The 23,847-nt window shown below is 73.6% G+C and carries 18 protein-coding genes; 8 read left to right on the top strand and 10 right to left on the bottom strand.

Annotated features, from left to right (window positions below; genetic code table 11):
• Positions 1-10: 10 nt before the first annotated feature.
• Entirely contained in the window at positions 11-787 is a 777-nt protein-coding gene (locus tag IF73_RS0124810) for an SDR family oxidoreductase (RefSeq protein ID WP_031011796.1), read from the bottom strand.
• Positions 788-956: 169 nt separating this feature from the next.
• Between IF73_RS0124810 and IF73_RS0124805 the strand changes: the two genes are divergently transcribed.
• Entirely contained in the window at positions 957-1,847 is an 891-nt protein-coding gene (locus tag IF73_RS0124805) for a helix-turn-helix transcriptional regulator (protein ID WP_031011794.1), read from the top strand.
• Positions 1,848-1,944: 97 nt separating this feature from the next.
• On the opposite strand, the gene IF73_RS0124800 is transcribed toward IF73_RS0124805, so the two are convergent.
• Together IF73_RS0124800 and IF73_RS0124795 are read right to left on the bottom strand one after the other, a co-directional pair.
• A complete protein-coding gene (locus IF73_RS0124800) occupies positions 1,945-2,607 on the bottom strand; it encodes a response regulator (RefSeq protein ID WP_031011792.1) in 663 nt (220 codons plus the stop codon).
• Complete coding sequence (locus tag IF73_RS0124795) at positions 2,582-3,763, bottom strand: sensor histidine kinase (protein WP_031011790.1); 1,182 nt, start codon at positions 3,761-3,763, stop codon at positions 2,582-2,584. The genes IF73_RS0124800 and IF73_RS0124795 overlap by 26 nt, the downstream gene beginning before the upstream one ends.
• 175 nt (positions 3,764-3,938) lie before the next feature.
• Here IF73_RS0124795 and IF73_RS0124790 point away from each other — a divergent pair, with 175 nt between their 5' ends.
• Positions 3,939-6,218 carry an MMPL family transporter gene (locus IF73_RS0124790; protein ID WP_031011788.1) on the top strand — a complete coding sequence of 760 codons (2,280 nt, stop codon included), beginning with the start codon at positions 3,939-3,941 and terminating at the stop codon, positions 6,216-6,218.
• Positions 6,219-6,291: 73 nt separating this feature from the next.
• On the opposite strand, the gene IF73_RS38840 is transcribed toward IF73_RS0124790, so the two are convergent.
• Positions 6,292-7,647, bottom strand: coding sequence for a thioester domain-containing protein (locus IF73_RS38840; protein ID WP_158822136.1), 1,356 nt, complete (start codon positions 7,645-7,647; stop codon positions 6,292-6,294).
• Positions 7,648-7,895: 248 nt separating this feature from the next.
• Between IF73_RS38840 and IF73_RS0124780 the strand changes: the two genes are divergently transcribed.
• Positions 7,896-8,870: a response regulator transcription factor gene (locus tag IF73_RS0124780; RefSeq protein ID WP_031011785.1), complete on the top strand. Its 975-nt coding sequence runs from the start codon at positions 7,896-7,898 to the stop codon at positions 8,868-8,870.
• A gap of 90 nt (positions 8,871-8,960) precedes the next feature.
• Here the strand turns inward: IF73_RS0124780 and rarD are convergent, their stop codons facing one another.
• On the bottom strand, positions 8,961-9,896 hold the full coding sequence (gene rarD, locus IF73_RS0124775; protein ID WP_051717278.1) for an EamA family transporter RarD: 936 nt from the start codon (positions 9,894-9,896) through the stop codon (positions 8,961-8,963).
• A 141-nt stretch (positions 9,897-10,037) separates the two neighbouring features.
• Between rarD and IF73_RS0124765 the strand changes: the two genes are divergently transcribed.
• Positions 10,038-10,943: a LysR family transcriptional regulator gene (locus IF73_RS0124765; protein WP_031011781.1), complete on the top strand. Its 906-nt coding sequence runs from the start codon at positions 10,038-10,040 to the stop codon at positions 10,941-10,943.
• A gap of 26 nt (positions 10,944-10,969) precedes the next feature.
• On the opposite strand, the gene IF73_RS0124760 is transcribed toward IF73_RS0124765, so the two are convergent.
• Together IF73_RS0124760 and IF73_RS0124755 are read right to left on the bottom strand one after the other, a co-directional pair.
• A complete protein-coding gene (locus IF73_RS0124760; RefSeq protein WP_031011779.1) occupies positions 10,970-13,393 on the bottom strand; it encodes an FtsX-like permease family protein in 2,424 nt (807 codons plus the stop codon).
• Entirely contained in the window at positions 13,393-14,181 is a 789-nt protein-coding gene (locus IF73_RS0124755; RefSeq protein ID WP_037880364.1) for an ABC transporter ATP-binding protein, read from the bottom strand. The genes IF73_RS0124760 and IF73_RS0124755 overlap by 1 nt, the downstream gene beginning before the upstream one ends.
• A 336-nt stretch (positions 14,182-14,517) precedes the next feature.
• On the opposite strand from IF73_RS0124755, the gene IF73_RS0124750 reads away from it, so the two are divergent.
• Both IF73_RS0124750 and IF73_RS0124745 read left to right on the top strand, forming a co-directional pair.
• A complete protein-coding gene (locus IF73_RS0124750) occupies positions 14,518-15,444 on the top strand; it encodes an NADP-dependent oxidoreductase (protein WP_031011775.1) in 927 nt (308 codons plus the stop codon).
• Between the two features lie 68 nt (positions 15,445-15,512).
• Complete coding sequence (locus tag IF73_RS0124745) at positions 15,513-16,448, top strand: AraC family transcriptional regulator (RefSeq protein WP_031011773.1); 936 nt, start codon at positions 15,513-15,515, stop codon at positions 16,446-16,448.
• A gap of 120 nt (positions 16,449-16,568) precedes the next feature.
• Here IF73_RS0124745 and IF73_RS0124740 read toward each other — a convergent pair whose 3' ends face one another.
• Entirely contained in the window at positions 16,569-17,933 is a 1,365-nt protein-coding gene (locus tag IF73_RS0124740) for a jacalin-like lectin (protein WP_031011771.1), read from the bottom strand.
• Between the two features lie 234 nt (positions 17,934-18,167).
• Here IF73_RS0124740 and IF73_RS0124735 point away from each other — a divergent pair, with 234 nt between their 5' ends.
• Positions 18,168-19,865: a PHP domain-containing protein gene (locus tag IF73_RS0124735; protein WP_031011769.1), complete on the top strand. Its 1,698-nt coding sequence runs from the start codon at positions 18,168-18,170 to the stop codon at positions 19,863-19,865.
• Complete coding sequence (locus tag IF73_RS0124730; protein WP_031011767.1) at positions 19,862-20,377, top strand: hypothetical protein; 516 nt, start codon at positions 19,862-19,864, stop codon at positions 20,375-20,377. The genes IF73_RS0124735 and IF73_RS0124730 overlap by 4 nt, the downstream gene beginning before the upstream one ends.
• A 121-nt stretch (positions 20,378-20,498) precedes the next feature.
• Here the strand turns inward: IF73_RS0124730 and IF73_RS0124725 are convergent, their stop codons facing one another.
• Positions 20,499-21,746, bottom strand: coding sequence for a PP2C family protein-serine/threonine phosphatase (locus IF73_RS0124725; RefSeq protein WP_234338333.1), 1,248 nt, complete (start codon positions 21,744-21,746; stop codon positions 20,499-20,501).
• Positions 21,747-22,056: 310 nt separating this feature from the next.
• On the bottom strand, positions 22,057-23,457 hold the full coding sequence (locus IF73_RS0124720; protein ID WP_051717276.1) for a basic amino acid/polyamine antiporter: 1,401 nt from the start codon (positions 23,455-23,457) through the stop codon (positions 22,057-22,059).
• Positions 23,458-23,847: the final 390 nt, after the last annotated feature.

Below are 23,847 nucleotides of genomic sequence, written 5' to 3'. Positions count from 1 at the left end.
GCTCGGGGTGTCAGCCGGCCTGGGCGGTCGGCATGATCGTGACCTGCTGAAGGTTGACGCGCGGCGGCAGGGCGGCGATGAAGCCGATGGTCTCGGCGATGTCCTGCGCGGTGAGCCACTCCATCGACTTCTTGGAGCCTTCCAGCCAGTCCAGGGCGCCCTGGTCGGTGACGTGGCTCTGCAGTTCGGTGCCGACGATGCCGGGCTCGACGGCCGACACCCGGACGTTCCTGGAGCCCAGCTCGGCGCGCAGGTGGCGCGAGAGGTGGGTGACGTACGCCTTCGTGGCGGAGTAGACGGCGAAGGTCGGGAAGATGTTCTGCGCCGCGATGGACGAGGTGTTGATCAGGTCGGCGACGCCGCGCTCCTGTCCGGCGCGGACCAGCTGCGGGGTGAACGCACCGATGACGTGCATCAGTCCGGCGATGTTCAGGTCGATCTGGTGCTGCCACTGGCCGGCCGCCCGCTCCTCGATCGGGGCGGGCAGCATGACGCCGGCGTTGTTGAAGAGCAGGTCGGCGCCGCCCAGCTCGGCCTCGACGCGGTCCGCCGCGGCCTGGACGGCCGTGGGGTCGGTGACGTCGGCGGCGATGGCGACGGCGGTGCCGCCGTTCTCGGCGATCCGCTCGACCAGGTTCTGCAGGCGGTCGGCGCGGCGGGCCACGACGACGACGCGAGCACCGAGCGAGGCGAGCTTCTCGGCGGTGGCTTCACCGATGCCGCTGGAGGCGCCGGTGATCACGGCGACGCGGTCTCGGAGCGGGGTGGTGGGGGCAAGGGTGGACACGGTGTTCCTCCGTCGGGATCGGGGTGGGCGCCGAGTGGGTCTCGGTACGTTCTCCATCACAGCGGCCCGGTGCCCCGCCGGCGCGGCCATAGCCGGCCCTGTCCCGGCTGGTACTGGGAGGGCCACCCTGGGGCGGACGGCCCGGTCGGGCCGTGGTCACACTGGGGGTATGGATCGCAGCAAAGAGATCGCCGGCTTTCTCCGCACCCGTCGGGCCGCGATCAGACCGGAAGAGGCAGGACTCGACCCGGACGGCCGCGTCCGGCGCGTGCCGGGGCTGCGCCGGGACGAGGTGGCACGGCTGGCCGGAATGAGCACCGAGTACTACACGCGACTGGAGCAGGGACGGGCGGGCAACCCGTCGCCCGAGGTCGTCGAGGCGCTGTCGCGGGCCCTGCGACTGGACGCCTCGGAGCGCGAACACCTCGGCGACCTGCTGCTGGCCCGCCGCGGCGCGGTGGGGCGCGGCCCCCAGCGGCCCCAGCGGGTGCGGCCGGGACTGTTCCTGATGCTGGAGACGCTCGGTCACGTGCCGGCGTTCATCCTGGGGCGGCGCACCGATGTGCTGGCCGCCAACCAGCTGGCCCGCGCGGTGCTGACGGACTTCGAGGCGCTGCCCGCCCAGCGCCGCAACCTGGCCCGGTACTACCTGCTGGACCCCCAGGCGCGCGAGCGCGTCGGGGACTGGGAGAGGATCGCCGCCGAAACCGTGGCGATCCTGCGCCTGGAGGCCGGCCGCTACCCCAACGACCGGCAACTGGCCGACCTGGTCGGCGAACTCACGTTGCGCTCACCGGAGTTCTCCGGCTGGTGGAACGACCACAAGGTGCTGCGCCGCACCCACGGGGACAAGCACTACGTACACCCGCTGGTCGGGGAGATGCACTTCGCCTACGAGTCCTTCCAGGTCCCCGGCGACGCCGAGCAGACGCTGTGCGTCTACAACGTCGAGCCGCAGTCGCCGACCGCTGAAGCGGTGCGGCTGCTGCGCAGCTGGGTCGCCTCGCCGGCCGTACCCGATCCTGCCGCGCAGACCACCAGGCGCGGCGACGCCGGTTGAGCCGCTCGTCGCGCGGGGCGGCCGACACGTCGAGGGTGCGGCCGCGAGCCGTAGGAGGTCGCCCGGAAGGCCGGCGACGGCGCGCCGGGCACCCGGCTCAGGTTCCGGGGAGGAGGCGGCGCGTCTCGTAGGCCCACATCGCGATCTCGACCCGGTTGCGGGCGCCCAGTTTGGCCATCAGGCTGGCCAGGTGCGTCTTCACCGTGCTGAGGCTGATGTGCAGTGCGTCGGCGATCTCGGTGTTGGTCAGTCCGCGGGCGACGGCGAGGAGCACCTGCTCCTCGCGGGCGGTGACGGGCGAGACCGGCTGGGCGACGGGCCGGCCGGCGGGCAGGTCCGCGAAGGTCTGGAGCAGGCGGACGGTGACGCTGGGCGCGATGAGCGCCTCACCGTCGGACGCCGACCGTACGGCCTGCGCCAGCAGGTCCGGTCCCGTGTCCTTGAGGAGGAATCCGCGGGCGCCCGCGCGCAGTGAGCCGTAGACGTACTCGTCGAGGTCGAAGGTGGTGATGACGACCACGGCCAGCGGGTCGGCGACGCCCGGGCCGGCGACCAGCCGGGTGGCCTCCAGCCCGTCGAGTACGGGCATGCGGATGTCGAACAGGCAGACGTCGGGGCGCAGTTCGCGGGCCAGGCGTACCGCTTCCCGCCCGTCGGCGGCCTCGCCGACCACCTCGATGCCGGGCTGGGCGTTCAGCATGATCCGCAACCCGGTACGGATGATCGCCTGGTCGTCAGCGACGAGGACGCGTATGGACACCGCTCTCGCTCCTCGCTCCGGGCAGTTCGGCTTCGACGTGCCAGCCGCGGTCGGTGCCCGGGCCCGCTCGTAGTGTGCCGCCGAGCAGGGTCGCGCGTTCGCGCAATCCGGTAAGTCCGTATCCGTCGCGGCCCCGGCCGGTGCGTCGGCCGTTGTCGCGCACGCTCACCCGTACCGTGTGCCGCTCCGCGGCGACCCGAACGACGAGCTCGGTCGCGTCGACCGCGTGGCGCAGCGCGTTGGTCACCGACTCCTGCACGATCCGGTAGACGGCCGCGTCCACGGCCGGGGGCAGCGCGTCCAGTTCGCCGTCGAGTCCCAGGTCGACCCTGAGGCGACCGCCCGGGGTGCGTACCAGGCGCTCCAGATCCGCGACTCCGGCAGGGGGCGCCAGCTCGGCGCCGACGCCGCGGTCGCGCAGCGCGGCGACCATGGCGCGCATCTCCTCCAGCGTGCGCGCCCCTTCCTCCTCGACCCCCTCCAGCGCCTGGACGGCGGCGGACGGGTCGGTGCCCGCGAGCACCCGGCCCGCCTGGGCGATGATCACCATGGCCGACACGTGGTGGGCCACCGTGTCGTGCAGTTCCCTGGCGAGCTGCTCGCGCTCGCGGGAGCGCACCTGCTCCAACTGCCGCTCGCGAGCGGTCACCCGGAACCGTACGGCAGCCCCGACCACGCCGGGCAGCAGCAGGAAGACCAGGCCCACGACCTTCTCGACGAGCGGGGTCTCGTCCATGACGACACACAGCGTGCCGACCGCGAGGATCACCGCGCCGCCCAGCACGATCTCGCGTCCCGAACCCCACCGGGGCAGCGCGTACACCAGCACGAGCACGACCGCGCCGGTGTACAGGCCGACGGGCTCGCGCGGCGCGACGACGAGCGAGGCCACCGCAAGCAGGAGGATCGCGCCGAACGCCAGCGTCACCATCGCCAGCGGGCGGGTCCGGCGCCACAGGGGCAGCAGGCACAGCCACACGGCGACCACCACCGCCGCCGGCCGCCACACGACGTCCTCGCGCAGGGTGGCCTCCAGCGCCACGCCGGCAAGACCCACGGCGAGCAGCGCCCAGTCCCGCCCCACCCGGGCGGGCGCGCCGTGCGGCCGGGGCTCGGTCCACAGGGTTCGCAGGGTTCGCAGGTCGTCTCGGAGCACGGTTCTCAGCCTAGGGGCCGAGGCGTGCCGCGCATCGGCCGAAAGGACGGGTCGTCACTCCGCCCCGGGGCCGACGGATCCGCGGCCCGCGGGCCGATGCCGCGGAGCGCCGCGGCGAGGAGCCTCGGCACGGGTGGCCGTACAAGGACGGCCGCCGAGGTGGTTGGAGGACCTGATGCTCTCGAAAGCCCTGTTGCGCCTGGGCGCAAGCGCCGCCCGCCATCCCTGGCGGGTGATCGCGGCATGGCTGGTCGCCGCCACGCTCGTCGTCCTCGCCGCCGTCGCCTTCGGCGGGCGTACCGCGGACTCGATGACCGCTCCGGGACTCGACTCCCAGCGGGCCGCGGAACTGATCGAGCGGGCCGGCACCGGCCAGGAGGGGATGACCGCCCAAGTGGTCGTCACTCCCCTCGACGACGCTGCGACCTTCTTCGACCAGGGCAGCGCGCGCACCGCTCTCACGCGGCTGCAGAGCGACGTGAGGCGGCTGCCGCACGTGCTCGGCACGAGCGACCCGGCGGGGGCGCTCGACGCGGGCGGGGACACCGCCGTGCGCGGCGGGCTCGTCTCGGCCGACGGGCGGATCGCGGTCGTCCGGGTGCAGTACCCCGACCAGAGCCGGCTGTCGGCCGATGACCTCCACGCCCTCGTCGATCTCGGCGACCGGCTGCGCGCCGAACTGCCGCTGCGTGTCGAGATGGGCGGGAACCTCTTCTACGCCTTCTCCGACCCCGACGGCGGCGTGAGCGAACTGATCGGCCTCCTCGCCGCGGCCGCGATCCTGTTCCTGGCGTTCGGTTCGCTCGTCGCCGCCGCGCTGCCGATCGGCATGGCGGTCTTCGGGCTGACCGTCGGGGTCGCCACGATGACGGTACTGGCGGGGGTGACGGAGGTCCCCACCTTCGCACCGGTCCTGGGCAGCATGGTCGGGCTCGGAGTGGGCATCGACTACGCGCTGTTCGTGCTCGCCAGGCACCGGGAGTACCTCGCGCGCGGGCTCGATCCGCAGGCGGCGGCCGGGCGAGCGGTGGCGACGGCGGGGCGGCCGGTGGTCTTCGCAGGCGGCACCGTCGTCGTGTCGATCCTCGGCCTGGCGGTCGCGAACGTGCCGTTCATGACGGTGGGCGGGGTCGCCGTCTCGATCGTCGTTCTGATCATGGTGTTCGCGTCGGTGACGCTGCTGCCGGCCTTCCTCGGCGCCGCCGGCCCACGCCTGGCCCGGGCCGGCCGGGTCGGCCGGGCCCTGCAGCGCAGGAAGCCGGGCCGGCTCGCGCGGCGGCGAGACCCGGGGGCAGGGGCAGCCCCCGCCGCCGGGTGGCGTCGCTGGGTCGGGCACGTCAGCCGGCACCCGGTGCCGTACGCGGTCGGCGCGGCGGGGCTGCTGCTGACCGCGACGCTGCCGGTGCTCGGCCTGCGCGTCGGCCTGCCCGACGACGGCTCACTGCCGCAGAGCCGTACCGAGCGCCGCGCGTACGACCTCGTCGCCGAGGGGTTCGGTCCGGGCACCAACGGTCCCCTCGTCATCGCCGCGGACCCGACCGGTGATCCGGGAGTGCTGGACCGACTCGTCGCCGCGGTCGCGGCGGATCCGGGCATCGCGTCCGTCGCGCCGGCGCACGTCGACCGGGCCACCGGCATCGCGACGCTCGTGGTGTTCCCGACCACGAGTCCTCAGGACAAGGCCACGACCGACACCATCGCCCGGCTGCGCACCGACGTGCTGCCCGCGACGATCGGGGACGGCCCGGCCAGGGCCCACGTCGGCGGCGCCGCCGCGAGCCTGTCCGATGTGGGCCGGCGCACCAGCGAACGCCTGCCGGTGCTCGTCGCCACCGTGCTGGCGACGTCGTTCCTGCTGCTGTTGCTGGTCTTCCGCTCGGTACTCGTCCCGCTCAAGGCGGTCCTGCTGAACCTGCTGAGCATCGGCGCGGCCTACGGCATCATGGTCGCGGTCTTCCAGTGGGGCTGGGGAGGCTCGCTCATCGGGCTGGAAGCGACGGTTCCGATCGTGTCGTTCATCCCGATGTTCCTCTTCGCCATCCTGTTCGGCCTGTCGATGGACTACGAGGTGTTCCTCCTCTCCCGCGTGCGCGAGGAGTACCTGCGCACCGGCGACAACGGCACGGCGATCGTCGAGGGCGTCTCGCGCACCGCCCGGATCATCACCTCGGCCGCCCTCATCATGGTGGCGGTCTTCCTGTCCTTCGCCGTCGCCGACGACCCGTCCACGAAGATGTTCGGGCTCGGCCTGGCCACCGCGATCTTCATCGACGCCACGGTGGTACGCATGGTGCTGGTACCGGCCACCATGACGCTCCTGGGCCGGACCAACTGGTGGCTGCCGACGTGGCTGGACCGGATACTTCCGCGCGGCCCGGTCGGCACCGACGACGGCGACGGCAGCGACGCGGAGTCCATGGGCGATGCCTCGCGTCCACGGCTGGTCGACCGCTGACTCGGCTCTGCCCGCCCCCGGACCGGCATCACCGCCGGCCCGGGGGCCCTTTGCCGTCGGCCTTCGGGCCGGCTCAGTCCTCGGTGCGGAAGCGGCGGCGGTACTCGTGGAGGAGGACCACGGCGCCGCCGATCGTGGCCAGCCCGCCGGCTGCGGCGGCGAGGAACCCGAGGACGCCGCCGGTGCCGGTGGAGGCCAGCTCCGGGTCTCCGGCGGTGGGCGGAGGCGTGGCACCGCCCGTGGTGTCCGGGCCCGTGGTGCCGCCCGGGTGCGGACCCGCGCTCGCGCTCGCCGACGTACCGGGGGTGGCCGGGGTGGTCGTAGTGCCGCCCGGGTGCGGGCCCGCGCTTGCGCTCGCCGACGTGCCGGGAGTGCCCGGGGTGGTCGTGGCACCGCCCGGTGCGGTGGGGGACGTGGAGTGACCGGGGGCCGCGCTCGCCGAGCCGCTCGGGTCCGCCGTGGGCGACGGCGAGGCGGCGGCGGTCCAGTCCGCCCTCGCGTCCGCGGTGACGGGGATGCGGTCGCCGCTCACGAGGGCCAGCGGCTGGCTGTCCGCGCTGACGAGCTTCTGGCCCACCCGGGTCGGCACCAGGGACGTCGCCGACACCGTGGCGCCGCCCTGGCGCGCGTCGGACGGCACGTTCACGTACAGCGCGTCACCGTCTTTCGCAGGCCGGGTCGGCTTGCCGTCGGCGCCGGAGAGCACGGTGCCCTCCGGGTCGGTCAGCGTCACGCCGGCGGCGGCGGCCGCGGGGTCGAGGGTGACGGCGACCCGGTCGCCCGAGGTGCTGATCCCGATCGGGCCGAGGAGCGACCCGGCGGCCCCGGTCACGCTGCCGGGGGCGAGGGACAGCGGCCGGACCGGCTCCTCGGCGTCCTCGGCGTGGGCCACGAGGTAGTCGGCGAGGTCGGCCGCGGCCGGGTTCCACGGGACCGCCTTGCCCTGGTGGGAGAAGCGCCAGAGGGCGGCCTGGGTCGCACCGGCCGCCGCGCCCTTGGAGAGCTTCGCGCCGATCAGCTCGCCGAGCGCGTCCTCGGACACGACCGGGTAGGCGTGCCGCAGCACCCAGTCGATCTTCCCCGCGTCCCGGTTGTCCTTCAGCGTGGGGACGTCGGACCGGCCGGCCTCCCGGTATGCGGCGCCGTCCTCCGTCGGGGTGGCGGCGTCGAGACAGTAGGCGAACAGGGTGCGGCCGTCGCTGGTCGTCACCTTGAGCAGGCCGCCGACCTGTCCGTCCCCACCCTCCGGCAGGTCCAAGTCCCCGATGTAGTCCGAGGCCACGAGTCTGTACGACGTGGCGACGATGGTGCCGTCCGGGGCGCCGCCGGCCCCGTCGTCCGCCGCGGGCGCTGTCGCCGCAGCGCCGCCCAGCAGCATTCCGCTCGCGAGCCCGACGATCGCCGTACGGGTTGCGTGTTTCCGCCTCACTGTTTCTCTTCTCCTGTATGAGCCACCACGGACCCGAGCAAAACTACGGGCGGTCGGAGGGCTGTCGAGAAGGAGACCGGGGGCACTTCCTGCGGACCGCGGCCGCAGCTTCCTGCAGGTCAACGCGGTCTATGGCCCCATAGCCTCGACTTATGGGCGGTAAGGACCTAGGTCCCTAAAAGGCGCGTGAGGCATGGTGGACGATCGACGTCGTTTCGTACGGCCGACAGGAAAAACGGGGATTCGGAATGGACACGGCGGAAGTCAACGCACTCGCGCTCCTCGGGGTGAGCGCGCGCGAGGAGGCGGTCTACCGGTTGACCCTGCGGTCACCCGGGATGGAGGTCGCCGCGATCGCCCAAGGGTGCGGGATCGACCCGGAGAGCGCGGTGAGGGCGCTCGACAGGCTCCGGGACTTCGGCATGGTGGTCACCCCGGACCAGCGCAGGTTCAGCGGTACGGACCCGGTGTCCGTGGTCGATCGGCTGGCGCGGACGCGGATCCACGGCCTGCAGGGGGAGATCCGGCGCGTCGCCTCCTCGCGGCATCTCGTGGAGAGCCTGACCGAGGACCGGCGCGCCGGACAGCGCGGGCGGACGACCGAGCTGGAGCACGTCGAGGGCCTCGACCAAGTGGTCGCGTACGTGGACGAGTTCTCGTTCTTCGCCCGCGAGGAGCGGCTGACCACGCACCCGGGGCCGATCCTCACCGCCGCGTTCGACGCGGTCAGGAACTCCGACCTGAAGTACCTGCGGCGCGGCCTGCGCATGCGGACCATCGTGCACACCCGCGCGCTCGGCTCCCCTGAAGTCGGCCGGTTCGTTTCGGAGCTGTCGGAACGGGGCGCCCAGGTACGGGGCACGGACGGGCCGCTGGAACGGATGGTGATCTTCGACCGGCGGATCGCCCTGGTGGCGACCGACCGGCTGGACATCACCCGCGGCGCCCTGGTCGTCCGCCAACCAAGCCTGGTGGCGCACCTGTTGACGCTCTTCGAATCCCGCTGGTCCCGCTCGTGCGCGTTCGCGGACGACCTTCCGAGTGACGCCGAGCGCCGTGTCCTGCACGCCATGGCCCGGGTGGACAAGGACGAGGCGGGCGCGCGCGAGCTCGGCATGTCCGTACGGACCTACCGAAGCCACGTCGCCGCGCTCATGCGCCGCCTCGGCGCACCGAACCGTTTCCGGGCCGCGCTGGCGGCCCGGGAGCGCAACTGGCTCTGAGCGGACAGGGTGCACGGGCACGGAGCGGCCCGCCGATCATCCGCAGGTGGGTTTACGCGGCAGCCTCGACCCCGGCCTGCGGCCGCCGGATCACGCGCATGCGCTGTCGAAGCGAGGGGCGGGGTGCTTCGGGGCGCCGGATTCTCCTGCTGTCGGCTCGAGCGCGAGAAGGACGAGTCCGGCGCAGATCGGGAGGTAGACGAAGGAGTCGGCCGGCTGCCACGGCTCGCCCAGGAACGTCAGGGAGACCAGCACCAGCAGCACCGGCTCGACGTAGCCGAGTACCCCGAACAGGGAGAAGGGCAGGACGCGGCTGGCGGTCAGGTACAGGGCGAACCCGGCGGCGCTGAGGAGGCCGAGCAGGACGAGTCCGGCGATGAGTCGTGGGCGGTGGATGACCGTGTCCAGCGACGGCTTGACCGTCAGGACGAGGACCGAGAAGGGGAGCATCGCGGTGAGTTCGAGGAGCTGGGCGGCGGCGGAGTCCAGGGCGAAGGCGCGCCGGCTGACGAAGTAGAGCGGGAGCCCCAGCGCGACCAGCAGGGTGGGCCAGCGCAGCCCGCCGGCGAGGACCACGGCCGCCGTGACTCCCGCGGCGGCGCAGAGGACGGCCGCGATCCGCCTGCGGGAGAGCTTCTCGCGGTAGACCACGACACTGACCACCACCATGACCAGCGGCAGGATGAGATAGCCCAGGGAGAGATCGAGGCCGTGCCCGCTCTGGGGCGCCCATCCGAACAGCCACAGTTGCAGCCCCAGGAGGGCGGCGTCCAGGACCAGGACGCCGACCAGGTGCGGTGTTGCGCGCAGGCGGCCGACCAGCGCCGCCGCCTGGTCCCACATCCGCGCCACGCAGAAGAAGGCGGCCAGGAAGGCGACCATCGCGACGATGCGGTATCCCAGGATCTGCTCGGGATCCAGCGGCAGGAGGTGCGGGGGGATCATGAAGATCGTTCCGAAGATGACCGACGCTCCGACCGAGGACGCGATCCCGGACGCGGGGACGGAGGGGGTGGGCGCGTTCATGTGGGCGTGGGTGCCTTCCGTGGGGCGGGGAGGGTGAAGGGGCCCGCCGGGGACGTGCGGACCGCGGCGGGCTCCAGCGTCTCCCACTTCGCCGGTAAGGACCAGCGGCGAATCGTGGAGCTGATTCATTAGGCTTTGTGGATGGTTCTCTCGGATCTCCACCGCCTGCGGATGCTTCGCGAACTCGCCGAGCGCGGGACCCTCGCCGCCGTGGCCGCCGCGATCGGCTACAGCCCCTCGGCGGTCTCCCAGCAGCTGGCGGTACTCGAGCGAGAGGCCGGTGCCCGCCTGGTCGAGCCGGCCGGACGGGGAGTGCGGCTCACCGACGCCGGGAAGGTGCTCGCCCGTCACGCCACCGTCCTGCTGGACGCCGCCGAGGCCGCCGAAACCGAACTGGCGAACCTGAGCCGGGAAGTCCGGGGCAGGATCCGAGCCGTGGGTCTGCAGTCGGCGGCCCGCCGTCTCCTCATCCCCGCGCTGGTCGAAGTGGCACGCCTGCACCCGCTCGTCGAGGTCGAGATCACCGAACTCGAACTCGAAGTGGCCCTGCCCGAGCTGCGCCTGGGCACCGTCGACCTCGTCATCAGCGACGAGTACGAGGGCCATCCCCGTCCGCGTCCCGACGGCGTCGACCACCGCCTGCTGCTGCGGGAAGGGACGCGGCTGGTTCTGCCGGCGGGGCATCCGCTCGCCGCCCGCCCCGGGCCGGTCGCCCTGTCCTCGCTGCGCGACGAGGTGTGGGCCTCCTCGAGCAGCGGCACCGGCCACCACGCGATGATCATCGGGACCTGCCGGGCGCACGGAGGATTCGACCCCGACCTCCGGCACCGGTCCAACGACGCCGACGTCCAGCTCGAACTCGTCCGCCGAGCGGGCGCGGTGACCCTGCTGCCCGACCTGACTCTGCCGGCCGCGGACCCGAGCCTGGCCATCCGCGACATCGCCGGAACCAGCCTGACCCGACGGCTCTACGCCGTGACCCGCCGGCGGTCCCAGACGTCACCGGCACTCGACGCCTACATCGACGCCCTGCGCCGGCAGGGCTGATCCCGCCTCCCCCGAACGACGGACTCTCATCGCAGCACGGCCCGGGCGGGGAGGGAGGTCGAGACCAGGGCGAGGAGCACCGCGGCGGCGGCGAAGGAGCCGACGACAAGCGGCGGCAGGTAGGGGCCCTCGCCTGTGAGGCCGTGGGTCATGGGCACGAGGGTGGCCAGCGCGATCGCTCCGCCCAGGACGGTTCCGGTGACGCCGACCAGGAGGCTCTCCCAGCGGAGCATGCGCAGGACCTGGCGGCGGGTCGTGCCGACGAGCCGGAGGGTGCGGAGCTCGCGGCGGCGGGCGAGGACGGTCATCACCAGGGTGTTGGCGGCGGCGACGGCCGCGAATCCGCCCAGGACGGCGGCCATGGTGGTGTTGGCCCAGGCGTTGACCTCGCGGTCCCGGCTCTGCGCGGCGGCCCGGCCCGCGGCGTCGGTGACGGTGCCGAGCGCCGTGAGGCGGTCCGGCGTGCCGCCGCGGACCAGCAGTTCGTCGGCGTAGGGCATGGTGCGGTGGCCGGCCAGGTCGGCGGCGGGCAGGGTGACCTCGGCGAGGCCGAGGCCGCGCCCGTAGGTGGCGACGACGCGGGGCGAGGCGGTGCGGCCGTCGGGCAGCCGCAGGGGGAGGCGTTCTCCGGGGCGGACGCCCACGGCGTCGGCGAGGTTGGCGTCGACGGCGACCGTGCCGGGGCGCAGGCCGGCGAGGGAGCCGGTGCGCACGTCGGGGTCGAGCACGGGGCGGGGGTCGGCGGAGACGGCCAGCGCGGTGGCGCTCCGGAATCCCGTGTCGCGGTCCGGGAGCAGGACGCCGGTGTGCTGGACGGCCACGGCAGCGGTGACGCCCGGAAGGCGGGCGGCGCGGGCGGCGGCGTCGACGGGCAGCCCGCCCGGCGCGGTCACGACGTGGTCGGCGATGACGCCGGCCCGCTGCTGGTGCTCGGTGGCGCGGTCGGTGCTGGCGTGCAGCAGCACGAGGGTGGAGGCGAAGGACGTCGCGAGCACGATGGGCGTGAGCGCGGAGGCGAGCCGGCGGGCGTTGGTACGGGAGTTGGCGGCGGCGAGGTGCCCCGACGCCCCGGCGGCGTGGAGCGGCAGGCTGAGGACGGTGGCGCTGAGCCGGGCGAGGAGCGGGCCCAGGAGCGCCACGGCCAGCATGAAGAGCATGACGACGCCGAGGGCGGCGTTGGCGGCGTCCTCGCCGGAACCGGCGGCGGCGACCCCGGCGAGCACGGCGCCGCCCGCGACGGCGGTCACGCCGAGGACGGTGCGGACCCGGCCGATCGCGCGCCGCTCGGTCTGCGCCTCGGCGAGGGCGAGGCCGGGCGCGACGCGGGAGGGACGGCGGGCGGCGGCGAGCCCGGCGCCCAGGGCTGCCAGGACGACGACGAGGACGGCGGCGGCGTACGGCAGGGGGGCGGTGTCGAGCCGTACGCCCTGCGGAACCGCACCCTTGTCCCGGAGCTGTCCGAACCACCAGGTCGCGAGGGCGAGTCCGGGCAGGCAGCCGAGGGCGCCGGCGAGCGGGGCGAGCAGCAGGGCCTCGGTCGCGATGGAGCGGCGCAGCTGGCGCGGGGTGGCGCCGACGGCCCGCAACAGGGCGAACTCGCGGGTGCGCTGGCCCACTCCGAGCGCGACGGTTCCGGCCGCGGTGAACACGGCGACCAGGGCGGCGATGCCGCCGAAGGAGCCGCCGAGCGCGACCAGGAGCTCCTTGGCGGCCGGGAGCGCGGCGCCCTCGGCGAGGCTGCGGTCGTCGCCGGTGCGCACCTCGGCCCGGCCGCGCAGGGCGCGGTCGACCTCGACGGCGAGCGCGCCGGGGTCGGTGCCGGGAGCGGGCAGGACGGCGATGGCGTCGACGGTGCGGGGGTGGCCGGACAGGGCGAGGGCCTGGGCGTCGGTGAACCAGACGCCCGGTGTGCCGGTGGTTCCGAAGACGGTGAAGCTCCGCCGGCCGAGCGGGGTGTCGAGGGTGACGCGCTCCCCCACGCGCGCGTGGCCGCCGCCGAGCACGACCCCGCCGGGTCCAGGGGCGGTGCCGGAGGCGAGCCGGGTGCCGGTGAAGGCGGTGGAGCCCCAGCCGGAGGCGGTGAGCGGGGTGCCGGCGGCGTCGCGTACGGGGTAGCTGACGTCGCCGACGGCACGGGCGGCGCCCGGGGCGCGGGCGGCGGCGTGGACGAGGGAGGCGTCGAGGCGAGCGCGGTCGGGCAGGGCGGCGGAGAAGGTCTCGCGCTCCGGGCCCCGTCCGACGGTGGCGTGCACCTGCTGGTCAGCGGCGGCGACGACGGCCGCACCGGCGTAACGGCCGGGCGGCACGGATGCGGTGAGGCCGGTCTGGAGCAGCAGCCCGCACCCGGAGACGACGGCGGCGGCGAGCAGCAGCGCGACGAAGGTGCCGACGAAGGAGGAGGGCTTGAAGCGGACGGCGGCCCGGGCGAGGCCGTTGGGTCGGAGCGGCATCAGGCGACCGCCCCGGCCCGGGCGCGGGACGTGGCCGTCGCCGTGGAGGTGAGGTCCGTCATCAGGGCGGCGATCCGGGCCGGGGTGGACCGGGGAAGGCGGTCGGCGAGGGCGCCGTCCGCGAGGAAGAGGACGTGGTCGGCGTAGGCGGCGGCGACCGGGTCGTGGGTGACCATGACGACGGTCGCGCCGAGCCGGTCCACGGCGTCGCGGAGCAGGGTGAGGATCTCGGCGGCGGTGGTGGTGTCGAGGGCGCCGGTGGGCTCGTCGCCGAAGATCACGTCCGGCCGGGTGACGAGGGCGCGGGCGATGGCGACCCGCTGCTGCTGGCCGCCGGAGAGCTCCGAGGGCCGCCGGGCGCCCTTGTCGGCGAGGCCGACCTGCCCGAGGACCTCGGCGGCGCGGTCCCGGTCGGGGCGGCGGCCCGCGAGCCGCAGCGGGAGCAGCACGTTCTGCTCGACGGTGAGCGAGGGAAGCAGGTTGAACGCCTGGAAGACGAAGCCGAGACGACTGCGGCGCAGTCGGGTGAGCTCGTTCTCGCCGAGGCGGGTGATCTCGGTGCCGCCGAGCCGGACCGACCCGGCGGTGGGGCGGTCGAGTCCGGCGGCGCACTGCAGGAAGGTCGACTTGCCGGATCCGGACGGTCCCATGACGGCGGTGAAGCTGCCGTGCGGGAGGCTCAGGTCGATGCCGCGCAGGGCGTGCACGACGCGGTCTCCCTTGCCGTACCGGCGTTGTACTCCGGCAAGTTCGACGGCTGCCGTCAAGGGGGCGGCTTCCCGCGCCATGGGTTCCTCCGTACGTTCGGGTTCGTCCTGTCGAACGTACGGAACGGGGCAGGTCAGGGACCATGACGGCGGCCGGTGGATCACGGGTGGGGTTGTCCCCACCCCTGCCGTTCGGGAAGACCCTCCACGCGGTCACACGAGCCGGAGGTCACCCAAGGGCCGGCCGGCCCGCGGGGAGTTCCCGGACCGTTCCGTCGCTCGGGGTCGTCAGCCCGTGGGTGGACGCTCGGACATCTTTCGAAGACTGGAGGATATTCAGCATCTCGTTCGATCTTCCTAGTGTGGAGGCAGACGGGGCGGTCGCCCCGAGTCCACCACTGCTCAAGGGAGTTCACCATGCGCGCTGTCATCCAGAAGTCCTTCGGCGGCCCCGAGGTCCTCGAGCTCGCCGAGAGGGACAAGCCGGCGCCGCTCGGCGGCGAGGTCCTGGTCCGGGTTCACGCGAGCGGCGTCAACCCGGTCGACGTGGCCGTGCGCTCCGGCACCTACCCGCTCCTGGGCGAGCCGCCGTTCGGCGTCGGCTGGGACATCTCCGGTGTGGTCGAGGAGGCCGGACCCGGTGCTCGGTTCAAGCCCGGGGACGAGGTCTTCGGCATGCCGTTCTTCCCGCGCGCCGCCACCGGCTACGCCGACTACGTGGCGGTGCCCTCGCGGCAGGTGGCCCGCAAGCCCGCGTCGCTGGACCACGTGCGGGCCGCCGCCGTGCCGCTCGCCGCCCTCACCGCCTGGCAGGGCCTGGTCGACGCGGCCCGGGTCACCGAAGGACAGCGGGTGTTGATCCACCGGGCGGCCGGTGGCGTCGGCCACTTCGCGGTGCAGGTGGCCAAGGCGCGCGGCGCCCACGTCACCGCCCTGACGAGCGCCGCCAACCACGACTTCGTCAGCGAACTCGGGGCGGACGAGGTCATCGACTACCGCACCACCGACTACACCGAAGCGGTGGCGGACGTCGACGTCGTCTTCGACTCCAGCTCCGAGGGCGAGCGCGCGCTGCACGTCCTGAAGCCCGGCGGCACCCTCGTCAGCATCATGGAGCACTGGAACACCGAGCTCGCCGCCCGCGTCGAGAAGGAGGGCCGCCGCTTCGCCGGAGTCTCGGTCGAACCGGACTACGCCTCGCTGGAGGCGATCGCCGCCCTGATCGACGCCGGCCGCATCCGCCCGCACGTCTCGGCGACGCTCCCGCTGGAGCAGGCGGCGAAGGCCCACGAGCTGGTCGGTTCCGGTCGCACCCGTGGCAAGGTGGTCCTGACGGTCGCCTGAGCAGAGCGGGTTAGAGTGCAGACGGGGACAGGGAGAGTCGCGCAGGGGAGCGGGCGGAGGAGCGGAAGGTGGACATCCTCACCGAGGTGCTGGCCTCGATGCGTACCGGCCGACCGGTCTCCGTCCGGACCACCGGACGGGTGCCCTTCGGACTGAGGCTGCCCCCGGTGGCCGGCGCGGGGTTCCACGTGGTGCTGTCGGGCACGTGCTGGCTCGTCCCGCTCGAGGACGCGGCGCACCAGGCGCCGCTCCCGCTCGGCCCCGGCGACGTGGTCTTCCTGCGGGACGGGCGCGGCCACATCCTGGCCGACCACCCCGACACCCCGGCCGAGGTCGAACGGGCCTCGCAGTTCAGCCCCGGCTCACCGCTCGGCACCGTCACCATCGGCGGCGAGGGCGCCACCACCAACCTGCTGTGCGGGAACTACCACCTGGACAAGGCCCGGCCCCATCCCCTCGTACGACAACTGCCGGCGATCATCCATCTGCCCGCGAACCCTGCCCGGCACCCCGAACTCGCCTCGGCCATACAGCTGTTGCGCTCGGAGCTGGAGCAGCCGCGACCGGGCTCCGGCGGCATCGTGCCCGCCCTGATCGACTCGCTGCTCCTGTACATCCTGCGCGCCTGGCTGGAGGAACGTCCGGCGGTCGGCGCCAGGGGCTGGGCCGCCGCGCTCGGTGACGCGGCGGTCGGGCCGGCGCTGGCGGCGATCCACGAGAAGCCCGGCTTCCAGTGGACCGTGGAGTCACTGGCCGCCCGCGCGGGGCTGTCGCGTGCCGCCTTCGCCCGCCGGTTCAACGACCTGGTCGGAGAACCGCCCATGGCGTATGTGACCCGCTGGCGCATGACGACCGCCGCGCGGCTCCTGCGGGAGACCGAGGACCCCCTGTCCACGGTCGCCTCGCACACCGGCTACGGCTCCGAGTACGCCTTCGCCAAGGCGTTCAAACGCGAGTACGGGCAGGCCCCCGGCGGCTACCGGCGCGAGATGCGCGCGGCTTGACCAGGGGCACCGGCGACGCGAGACCGACCGGGTGTCCGGTACGTTCCTCGGCGCACCGGTCCGGGCGCCCGCGAGGGGGCGACGCCAAGACCCCCGGGCATCCCCGGGGGCGAGGGCTTCTCAGCCGATCGGCGCGTACAGCACGCCCAGCTTGTCGATCTCGTCGCCCGACCTGCCCGTGAACCCGACGATCTGCCAGCCGGACGGTGCGGCGAAGGTCCGGGTGTCCGACGACGCCACGCCGGAGGAGAGGGTACGGCCCCGGTCGGTCGTGAAGGAGGCCGAGAAGACCCGGGTGCGCCCGTCCTTCTGGCCCCGTGTCAGCTTCACCGAGGTGAGATGCTCCCCGGCGGCGAGTGTCAGGGACGTCGCCGTGCCGCCCGTGCCGCCGTGGGTCAGGGCCGTACCGCCGTCGTGCGTCAGCGACACCGCGTCCAGCCGGGAGCCGCCCCGCAGGGTCAGGGTGCGCGGGGACACGGTGGCCGGCAGGTCGTCCGCGTCGTTGAACGCGGTGCCGTGCGGGCCTCCGAAGAAGTCGCTCGCCCTCAGGGACGGGGCGAGGGTGTAGGAGAAGTCGACCGTGTGCGGGAAGTGGTCGGAGAGGTGCTTACCGTCGGAGCGGAGGAAGGACGCCCACTCGTTGTGGTAGCGGGTGGCATCGAGGCTCAGGAGTGCGCTGCCGCGGTACAGGACCTTGTCGACGACCTCGCAGTCGTCGGTCGGGGCGGCGGAGTCGCAGAGCAGCGGGTCGCCGCCCTGCGGGGGCGCGGTACCGCCCTTGACCAAGTCGACCCACGGGTCCTTCAGGCCGTTCTCGGACAGCAGGGTGCGGATGTTGTCGCCCGCGCGCGTGTACCGCGTGTTCGTGTCTCCCATGACGATCACGGCGTTGCCGGAGGAGTTGGCCTGGATGAAGTCCGACAGCTGCTCGATGTTGGCGCGGCGGGCGGCCAGGGCGTCATCGGTGCTGTCGGCGTTGGTGTGGACGTTGTAGAGATCGACGAAGACGCCTTCGGCGAGCCGCGCGCGGGCCAGCGAGAAGCCCTTCGGTGTCAGGCAGTTGGTCCCCGTGCACTGGTTCCACCTGACCCGCTGGAAGTCCTCGAAGGGGTAGTCGGAGAGGGTGTTGAGGCCGTCGCCTATCGCGGCTCCGCCGCTGGTCGCCGTGCGGTGGGGATGGGTGTCGTGGGCGTACAGGGAAGCGTGGTAGTTGAAGTCCTCCTGCACGTTCACGATGTCGTACGGGCCGAGCCGCTCTGCGATGAGTGGCGTGTTCGTCTCCGGGTCGCTGTCGCCGAGGCCGAGAGGGAGACCGGCGATGTTGTACGTGAGAACGCTGAAGGACCCGCTGGTGGCGGCGGTGGCAGAGGCGGCGGCGGTGGTGGTGGCGGTGGCGGCCGCCGGCGTGGCGCTGGCGGCGCTCAGGCCGGTAAGGCCGGTCAGGGGCAGGGCCGCGGCCGCGAGGGTACCGAGAAGTCTTCTCATGGGGGGGGTTGCTCCGGTCGGAGGAGTGGTCGGGACGTGAACAGTGCTCAGGTTCGGCCCACAACACCGCTCTGAGCAAGGGGACTTGAGAAGACGAGGGGGGCGAACGCGAACCGCCGCGCCCGGGTCGCCCGCCGCTCACCCACCAGTCGTTCAATTTTCATCTTTCACCTCGACTCTCCTCAAGCGGCGCAGCAGCGCCCGCGCGAGCAAGCGGTAGCCAGGAGGCGCTTCATGGGGCACGGCCACGGGCACGGTCATCACCGGCACGGACACGACCACGGTGACGAGCACACGGCGACGGAGCTGCCCGCCGCCTTCGACGTCCGCGTGCCCGACGAGGCCCTGACTCCCGAGCAGCGGTCACGCCGCTCGCTGCTGCGCAGGGCGGGCCTGCTCGGCGCGGGCCTGACCGCCGGAAGCGTCCTCGCCCCGCAGAGCACCGCGGCCGCCGCCCCCGGTCCCCGCCGGCCGGACGGCTTCCTGTGGCTCGCCGGCGACCACCACGTCCACACCCAGTACAGCAACGACGGCAAGTACCGGGTCGTCGACCAGGTCCGGCAGGGCGCCAGGCACGGCCTGGACTGGCTGGTCATCACCGACCACGGCAACGCGACCCACGCCAGGATCGGCGTCGAGAAGGTCAACCCGGACATCCGCGAGGCCCGCGCCGCCTACGAGGACACCCTCGTCTTCCAGGGCCTGGAGTGGAACATCCCGGGTGCCGAGCACGGCACCGTCTTCGTCCACCCCGGCCGCAACGAGGTCTCCGTCCTCAAGCGGTTCGAGAACGACTACGACGGCAGCGTCAAGGGCGCCGGCGACTCCACGCCCGCCAACGAGGCGCTGGCCATCGCGGGCCTCGGCTTCCTCGCCGACCAGGTCCGGCGGCGCCAGGTCAAGGACGTGCTGATGCTCGCCAACCATCCTTCGCGCAAGGGCATCGACTCACCGCACGAGATTCGGGCCTGGCGGGATGCCACCGGAGAGGACCGCCGCATCGCCGTCGGCATGGAGGGCGCCCCCGGCCACCAGGCCGCCGGCATCGCCAAGGGCCTCGGCATGGGCCGCGCCCGGGGCCTGTACGACGGCAGCCCGGGAGCCAACTCCTTCCCCGGCTACCCGCTGGAGAGCTACCGCACCTGGGGCGGGTTCGACTGGATGACCGCCACCGTCGGCGGGCTGTGGGACAGCCTCCTCGCCGAGGGCAAGCCCTGGTGGATCACCGCCAACTCCGACTCGCACCACGTCTACACGGACACCGCCGTCCGGGGCCCTCACGGCGACTACGCCGCCGACGGCAGGCACGGGGACCCGGTCTACGGCGGGAAGATCGACCTCACCGAGGGTGACTACTGGCCCGGTCAGTACAGCCGCACACACGTCGGCGCCGACGGCTTCGGCTACGCCGCCGTCATGGACGGCATCCGGGCGGGTCGCATCTGGGTGGACCACGGTCGACTGATCAGCGGTCTCGACGTCCGCGTGGCCGGCGGCCACCGCTGGGCCACGCTGGGCGGCGCCCTGCACGTCAGAAAGGGCACGAACGTCACGCTGACCGCCGACATCGCCCTCGCCGTCGGCCCCAACTGGGCCGGCTTCGTACCGCGGTTGTCCCGCGTGGACGTCATCCAGGGCGACGTGACCGGGCCGGTCGCGGACCCGGACACCTTCACCGCGCCGACGGCCAGGGTCGTGACGTCGTACGAGGTGAGGAAGGCGTCCGGCAGCGTCCGCCTCACCTACGACCTCGGCCGCGTCGACCGCCCGGTCTATCTCCGGATGCGCGGCACCGACGGCAACCGCACCGCCGTCGGCCCGATGGGTGCCGCGGTCGATCCGGCGGGCCCGGCCATCGACGTGATCGGCGACGCCGACCCGTGGCGCGACCTGTGGTTCTACTCGAACCCGGTGTGGATCCTGCCGTCATGACCCCGCAGACCCTGACCATCGACGCAGACACCGGGAACCTGCCCGCCGCCGACCACCTCCTCCACGCACTGGCCGCCGAACTCGACCTCCCTGACGTGGTGTTCGGATGCACGCACCTGGTGCGCGACGACCGGCCGCGCGTCGTGGTGTCCCTCGCCCTGCCCTCCGGGCCGCTCGTGAGCACCGTCGAGGAGCGGCTCACGGCACAGGGCCACCAGGTGACGCGCGGGATCCCCGACGCGGTGGGCCGGGCGGTGCTGTACCCCGGCTCGGCCCTGCTCACGGGCACGCTCACCGTCACCGACGTCCTCGCGCGCTCGGCGATCGACCGCGTGACCGTCCTCGGCACCCCACACCCGCCGGCCTCACACACCCGCCTGGTCACGAACGGCCACGTACGCCCCCGATGGACAGCCGACGGCGAACTCGTCCTGACCGCCATGCCCGCCGCGGGCGGCGTACTGGTGCCCTTCGAGGTGCCGGACCCGACGCCGTGCTGTGCAGACCACTGAGGCTGACGGTCCACGGCCCCGCCGGGACCGGGTCGAGCTCGCGAGGCTCCCGGGGCCGGTCACCACGGCGCGACCGAGGAAGCCGCGCTCGAACGATTCGCCGAGCCGGTCAGCGAGCCGGTCAGCCGGCCGTGCCGCGGGCCGGGCTGCGGCGTACGGCGAGGACGGTGGTGTCGTCGGTCAGGCCGTGCGCGGTGTGCCGAGCGGCGGCCGCGCGCACGTGCCGGACGAGGCGACGGGGCTCGGACAGGGCCGGGTCCGTGCGGAGGGCGCAGTCCAGGTCGTCCGCCAGGGGGTAGAAGGCGCCCTCGGCGTCGCGGGCCTCGGTCACCCCGTCGGAGACCAGCAGGAGCGTCTCGCCGGGGCGCACGGCGACGACGTCGACGGAAGGCTTCTCGCCGGTGAGGCCGAGCATGCCCAGGGGCAGCGTGGCGGCGCCCCCCAGAGGGCGGACGCCGTCCGGTCCGACGGCGAGCGGGGTGAGGTGACCGCAGTTGACGAGCTCGACGTGGGCGTCGTCGTGGTGCCGTGCCGTCCCGTTCGTGGGGAAGCTGATGAGGGCCGCGGTGGCGAAGCGTTCGCTCTCGTCGCCGCCGAGGGCCTGGACGTGTTCCTGGTGACGGCGCACCCGCTGGTCCATGCGCAGGGCCACGTCGGCGAGGTCGGGCTCGTGGAAGGCGGCCTCGCGGAAGCTGCCGACCAGCGCGGAGGCGCAGGCCACGGCGTCGAGTCCCTTCCCCTGAACGTCGCCGAGGACCAGGCGGGTGCCGTACGACGAGGGCTGGATGTCGTAGAAGTCCCCGCCGACCCGCGCGGCGACGTCGGCGGTGGTGTAGGCGGCGGCCTGGTCCAGGCCGGCCCAGGAGGAGGGCAGCGGTCGCAGGACGGTGCGGCGGGTCGTCTCCGCGACCTCACGGATGTGATCGGCCCGGCGGGCGGCGCTCAGCCGGGCGCCGCACACGGCGAGAGCTCCGGCGGCGCTGATCATGACCAGGATCAGGCCGGGGAGACCGGTCAGGGCTCCGCCCGGGTAGGGGATGTCGACCGCGGCGTAGGTGCCCACGGTGAGGAGGCCGTACAGGGCGGTCGTCCGCAGGCCGCACAGGAGGGCGGCGAGGCCGGGGACTAGGGCGACCCAGATGATCCCCCGGAAGCTCTCGCAGGTGGCCACGTCGATGACCACGGTGGCCACCAGGACGAGGGCCGGGAGCAGGGCGAGCAGGGCGCTACGGTGCCGGGGCGCGCACTGCTCGTCGGGGGCCGGATCCGCGAGCGTGGTGCGCGTCGTCCGGTCGGTGGGGCGCGGGGAGGGCGTGGGTGCCGCGGTGGAGGCGTGTTCCATCAGGTGCTCCATCAGGTGCTTCACCATTCAATAAGGACAGCACGGACGGGGCCCGGGCGGAGCTGCCCGAAGGTCCCGACCGCACCGGTCCAAGGGCCCGGACCGGTGCCGGCGGTCGGTGGGCGGCCGCGGTCGGTGCCGGGGGTCGCCGCGATGAGCAGTGCCGGCCTCGGAGTGGACGCCGTGCCCGACGGCCGGGGAAGCCGGGGAGGTCTGGATGGCGGCGGCCGGGGCGGAGGCGGGGGTGTGCGACAGGGTGGTCACGGCGGTTCCCTTCCGGGTGGAGGTGGTTGCGCGAAGGCGGGCGGGGGTCGTGCCCGAAGGCGCGCACCGGGGGTCAGAGGGCGATCGAGCCGGTGGCCAGGGCGAGGACGGCCGCCGCCGCGCCGAGGACGACGAGGACGCACAGCACGAGTTCCGGCCGGGTGAAGGCGCGGCGGCCCTGTTCGCGGCGGGCCAGCACGTACAGCGCGGTCGCCGGGGCGTACAGCAGGAACGACAGGAGCAGGAAGCCGGGGCCGGCCGCGTACAGCAGGAACAGGGAGTAGAGGGTGGCGGCCACGGGGACCACGAGCTGCACCGCGCGCCGCTGCCCGAACGGCGCGGGGCCGGGAGCCTGCGTGGTCGTGGCGGCGAGGGCGGAGCGCACCGCGAATCCGGCGGCGAGCAGGAACGGGATCAGGGAGAGGGCGCTGGTGAGGTCGAGGGCGAAGTTGAAGGCGTTCTCGGAGAACATCGTGATCACGAGGACCGCCTGCGACAGCAGTGTGCTCATCAGCAGCGCGGACGTGGGTACGTCGCCGGGTGCGGTGCGCTTGAGGAAGCGGGGCATGTCGTCGTTGCGGGCCGCCACGTGGAGGACCTCGGCCGCCATCAGCGTCCACGCGAGGTACGCGCCGAGCACCGAGACGATCAGCCCGGCGCTGACGAACGCCGTGCCCCAGGGCCCGACGGCGTGCTCCAGGACGCCGGCCATCGACGGCTGGCGCAGTTCGGCGATCTCGCCCATGGGCATGATCCCGTACGACACGATCGTGACCGACGCGAAGACGGCGAAGACGCCGAGGAACCCCAGGACGGTGGCACGGCCGACGTCCTCCCGGCGCCGGGCGTGCCGTGAGTAGACGCTGGCCGCCTCGATGCCGAGGAACACGAAGACGGTGATCAGCATGGTGCCGGCGACCTGGTCGAACAGCGATCCGGCGTAGGCGGCGCCGCCCAGGTTGTCGGCGAAGACGCCCGGATCGAAGAAGAACAGGGCCAGGACGACGAAGACGAGGATCGGCACCACCTTCGCGGCGGTGACGATGCGGTTGAGGAGGGCCGCTTCCCGTACGCCGCGCCGGACGAGGAAGTAGAAGGCCCACAGGCCCGCGGTCGACAGCACGGCGGCGAGCAGGGTGTCGCCCGCTCCGAGGGCGGGCCAGAGCGCGCCCATCGTGGACATGATCAGCACCCAGTAGGTGACGTTGCCGACGCAGGCGCTGGCCCAGAAGCCGATGGCGGACAGGAAGCCGGTGTACTGCCCGAACCCGGCCTTGGCGTAGGCGTACACCCCCGAGTCGAGGTCCGGCCGGCGGACGGCGAGCCGCTGGAACACCAGTGCCAGCATCAGCATGCCGGTACCCGCGACGGCCCAGGCGATGAGGGCCCCGCCCACACCGGTCTCCTGGGCGAAGCGGCCCGGAAGCGAGAACACCCCGGCCCCGACCATGGAGCCGACGACCATGCCGACCATCGTCGTCAGCGCGAGACCGGCACGCTTGCCGCCCTGCGACCGGGCCGTGGCGTCACCCGCCGGGCCAGGCCGCTCGCCGGGCGTCGCGCCTGGTGGAGACGGTGCCGCGGTGGCGGGGAGGGAAGGGGGTGTCTGCAGGTCGGTCATGGTGAACTCCGGTGGTCACATGAGCGCGTTGCGAGGCGCGGGAGGGCTGATCAGGCGGGGGCGTGTGCCTATCCGGTCATCAACAGGCCGGTGGCGAACACGGCGAGGACCAAGAGCGTCAGAACGACGGCCTCGACCACGACGATCGGCCGTCGCCGCCACCGCCGCCGCCGAGGCCCGGACCGTTCCGGAGCGGACCGCGAAGCCCCCTCCTCCCGTGGGGAATCGACGCCCTGCGGCGCG

This window comes from Streptomyces sp. NRRL F-5727 (assembly GCF_000719555.1).
In the GTDB taxonomy this organism is placed as follows: domain Bacteria; phylum Actinomycetota; class Actinomycetes; order Streptomycetales; family Streptomycetaceae; genus Streptomyces.
The sequence above is the reverse complement of the archived record's forward strand: the minus strand, read 5'-3'. Positions and strand labels throughout refer to the sequence as shown.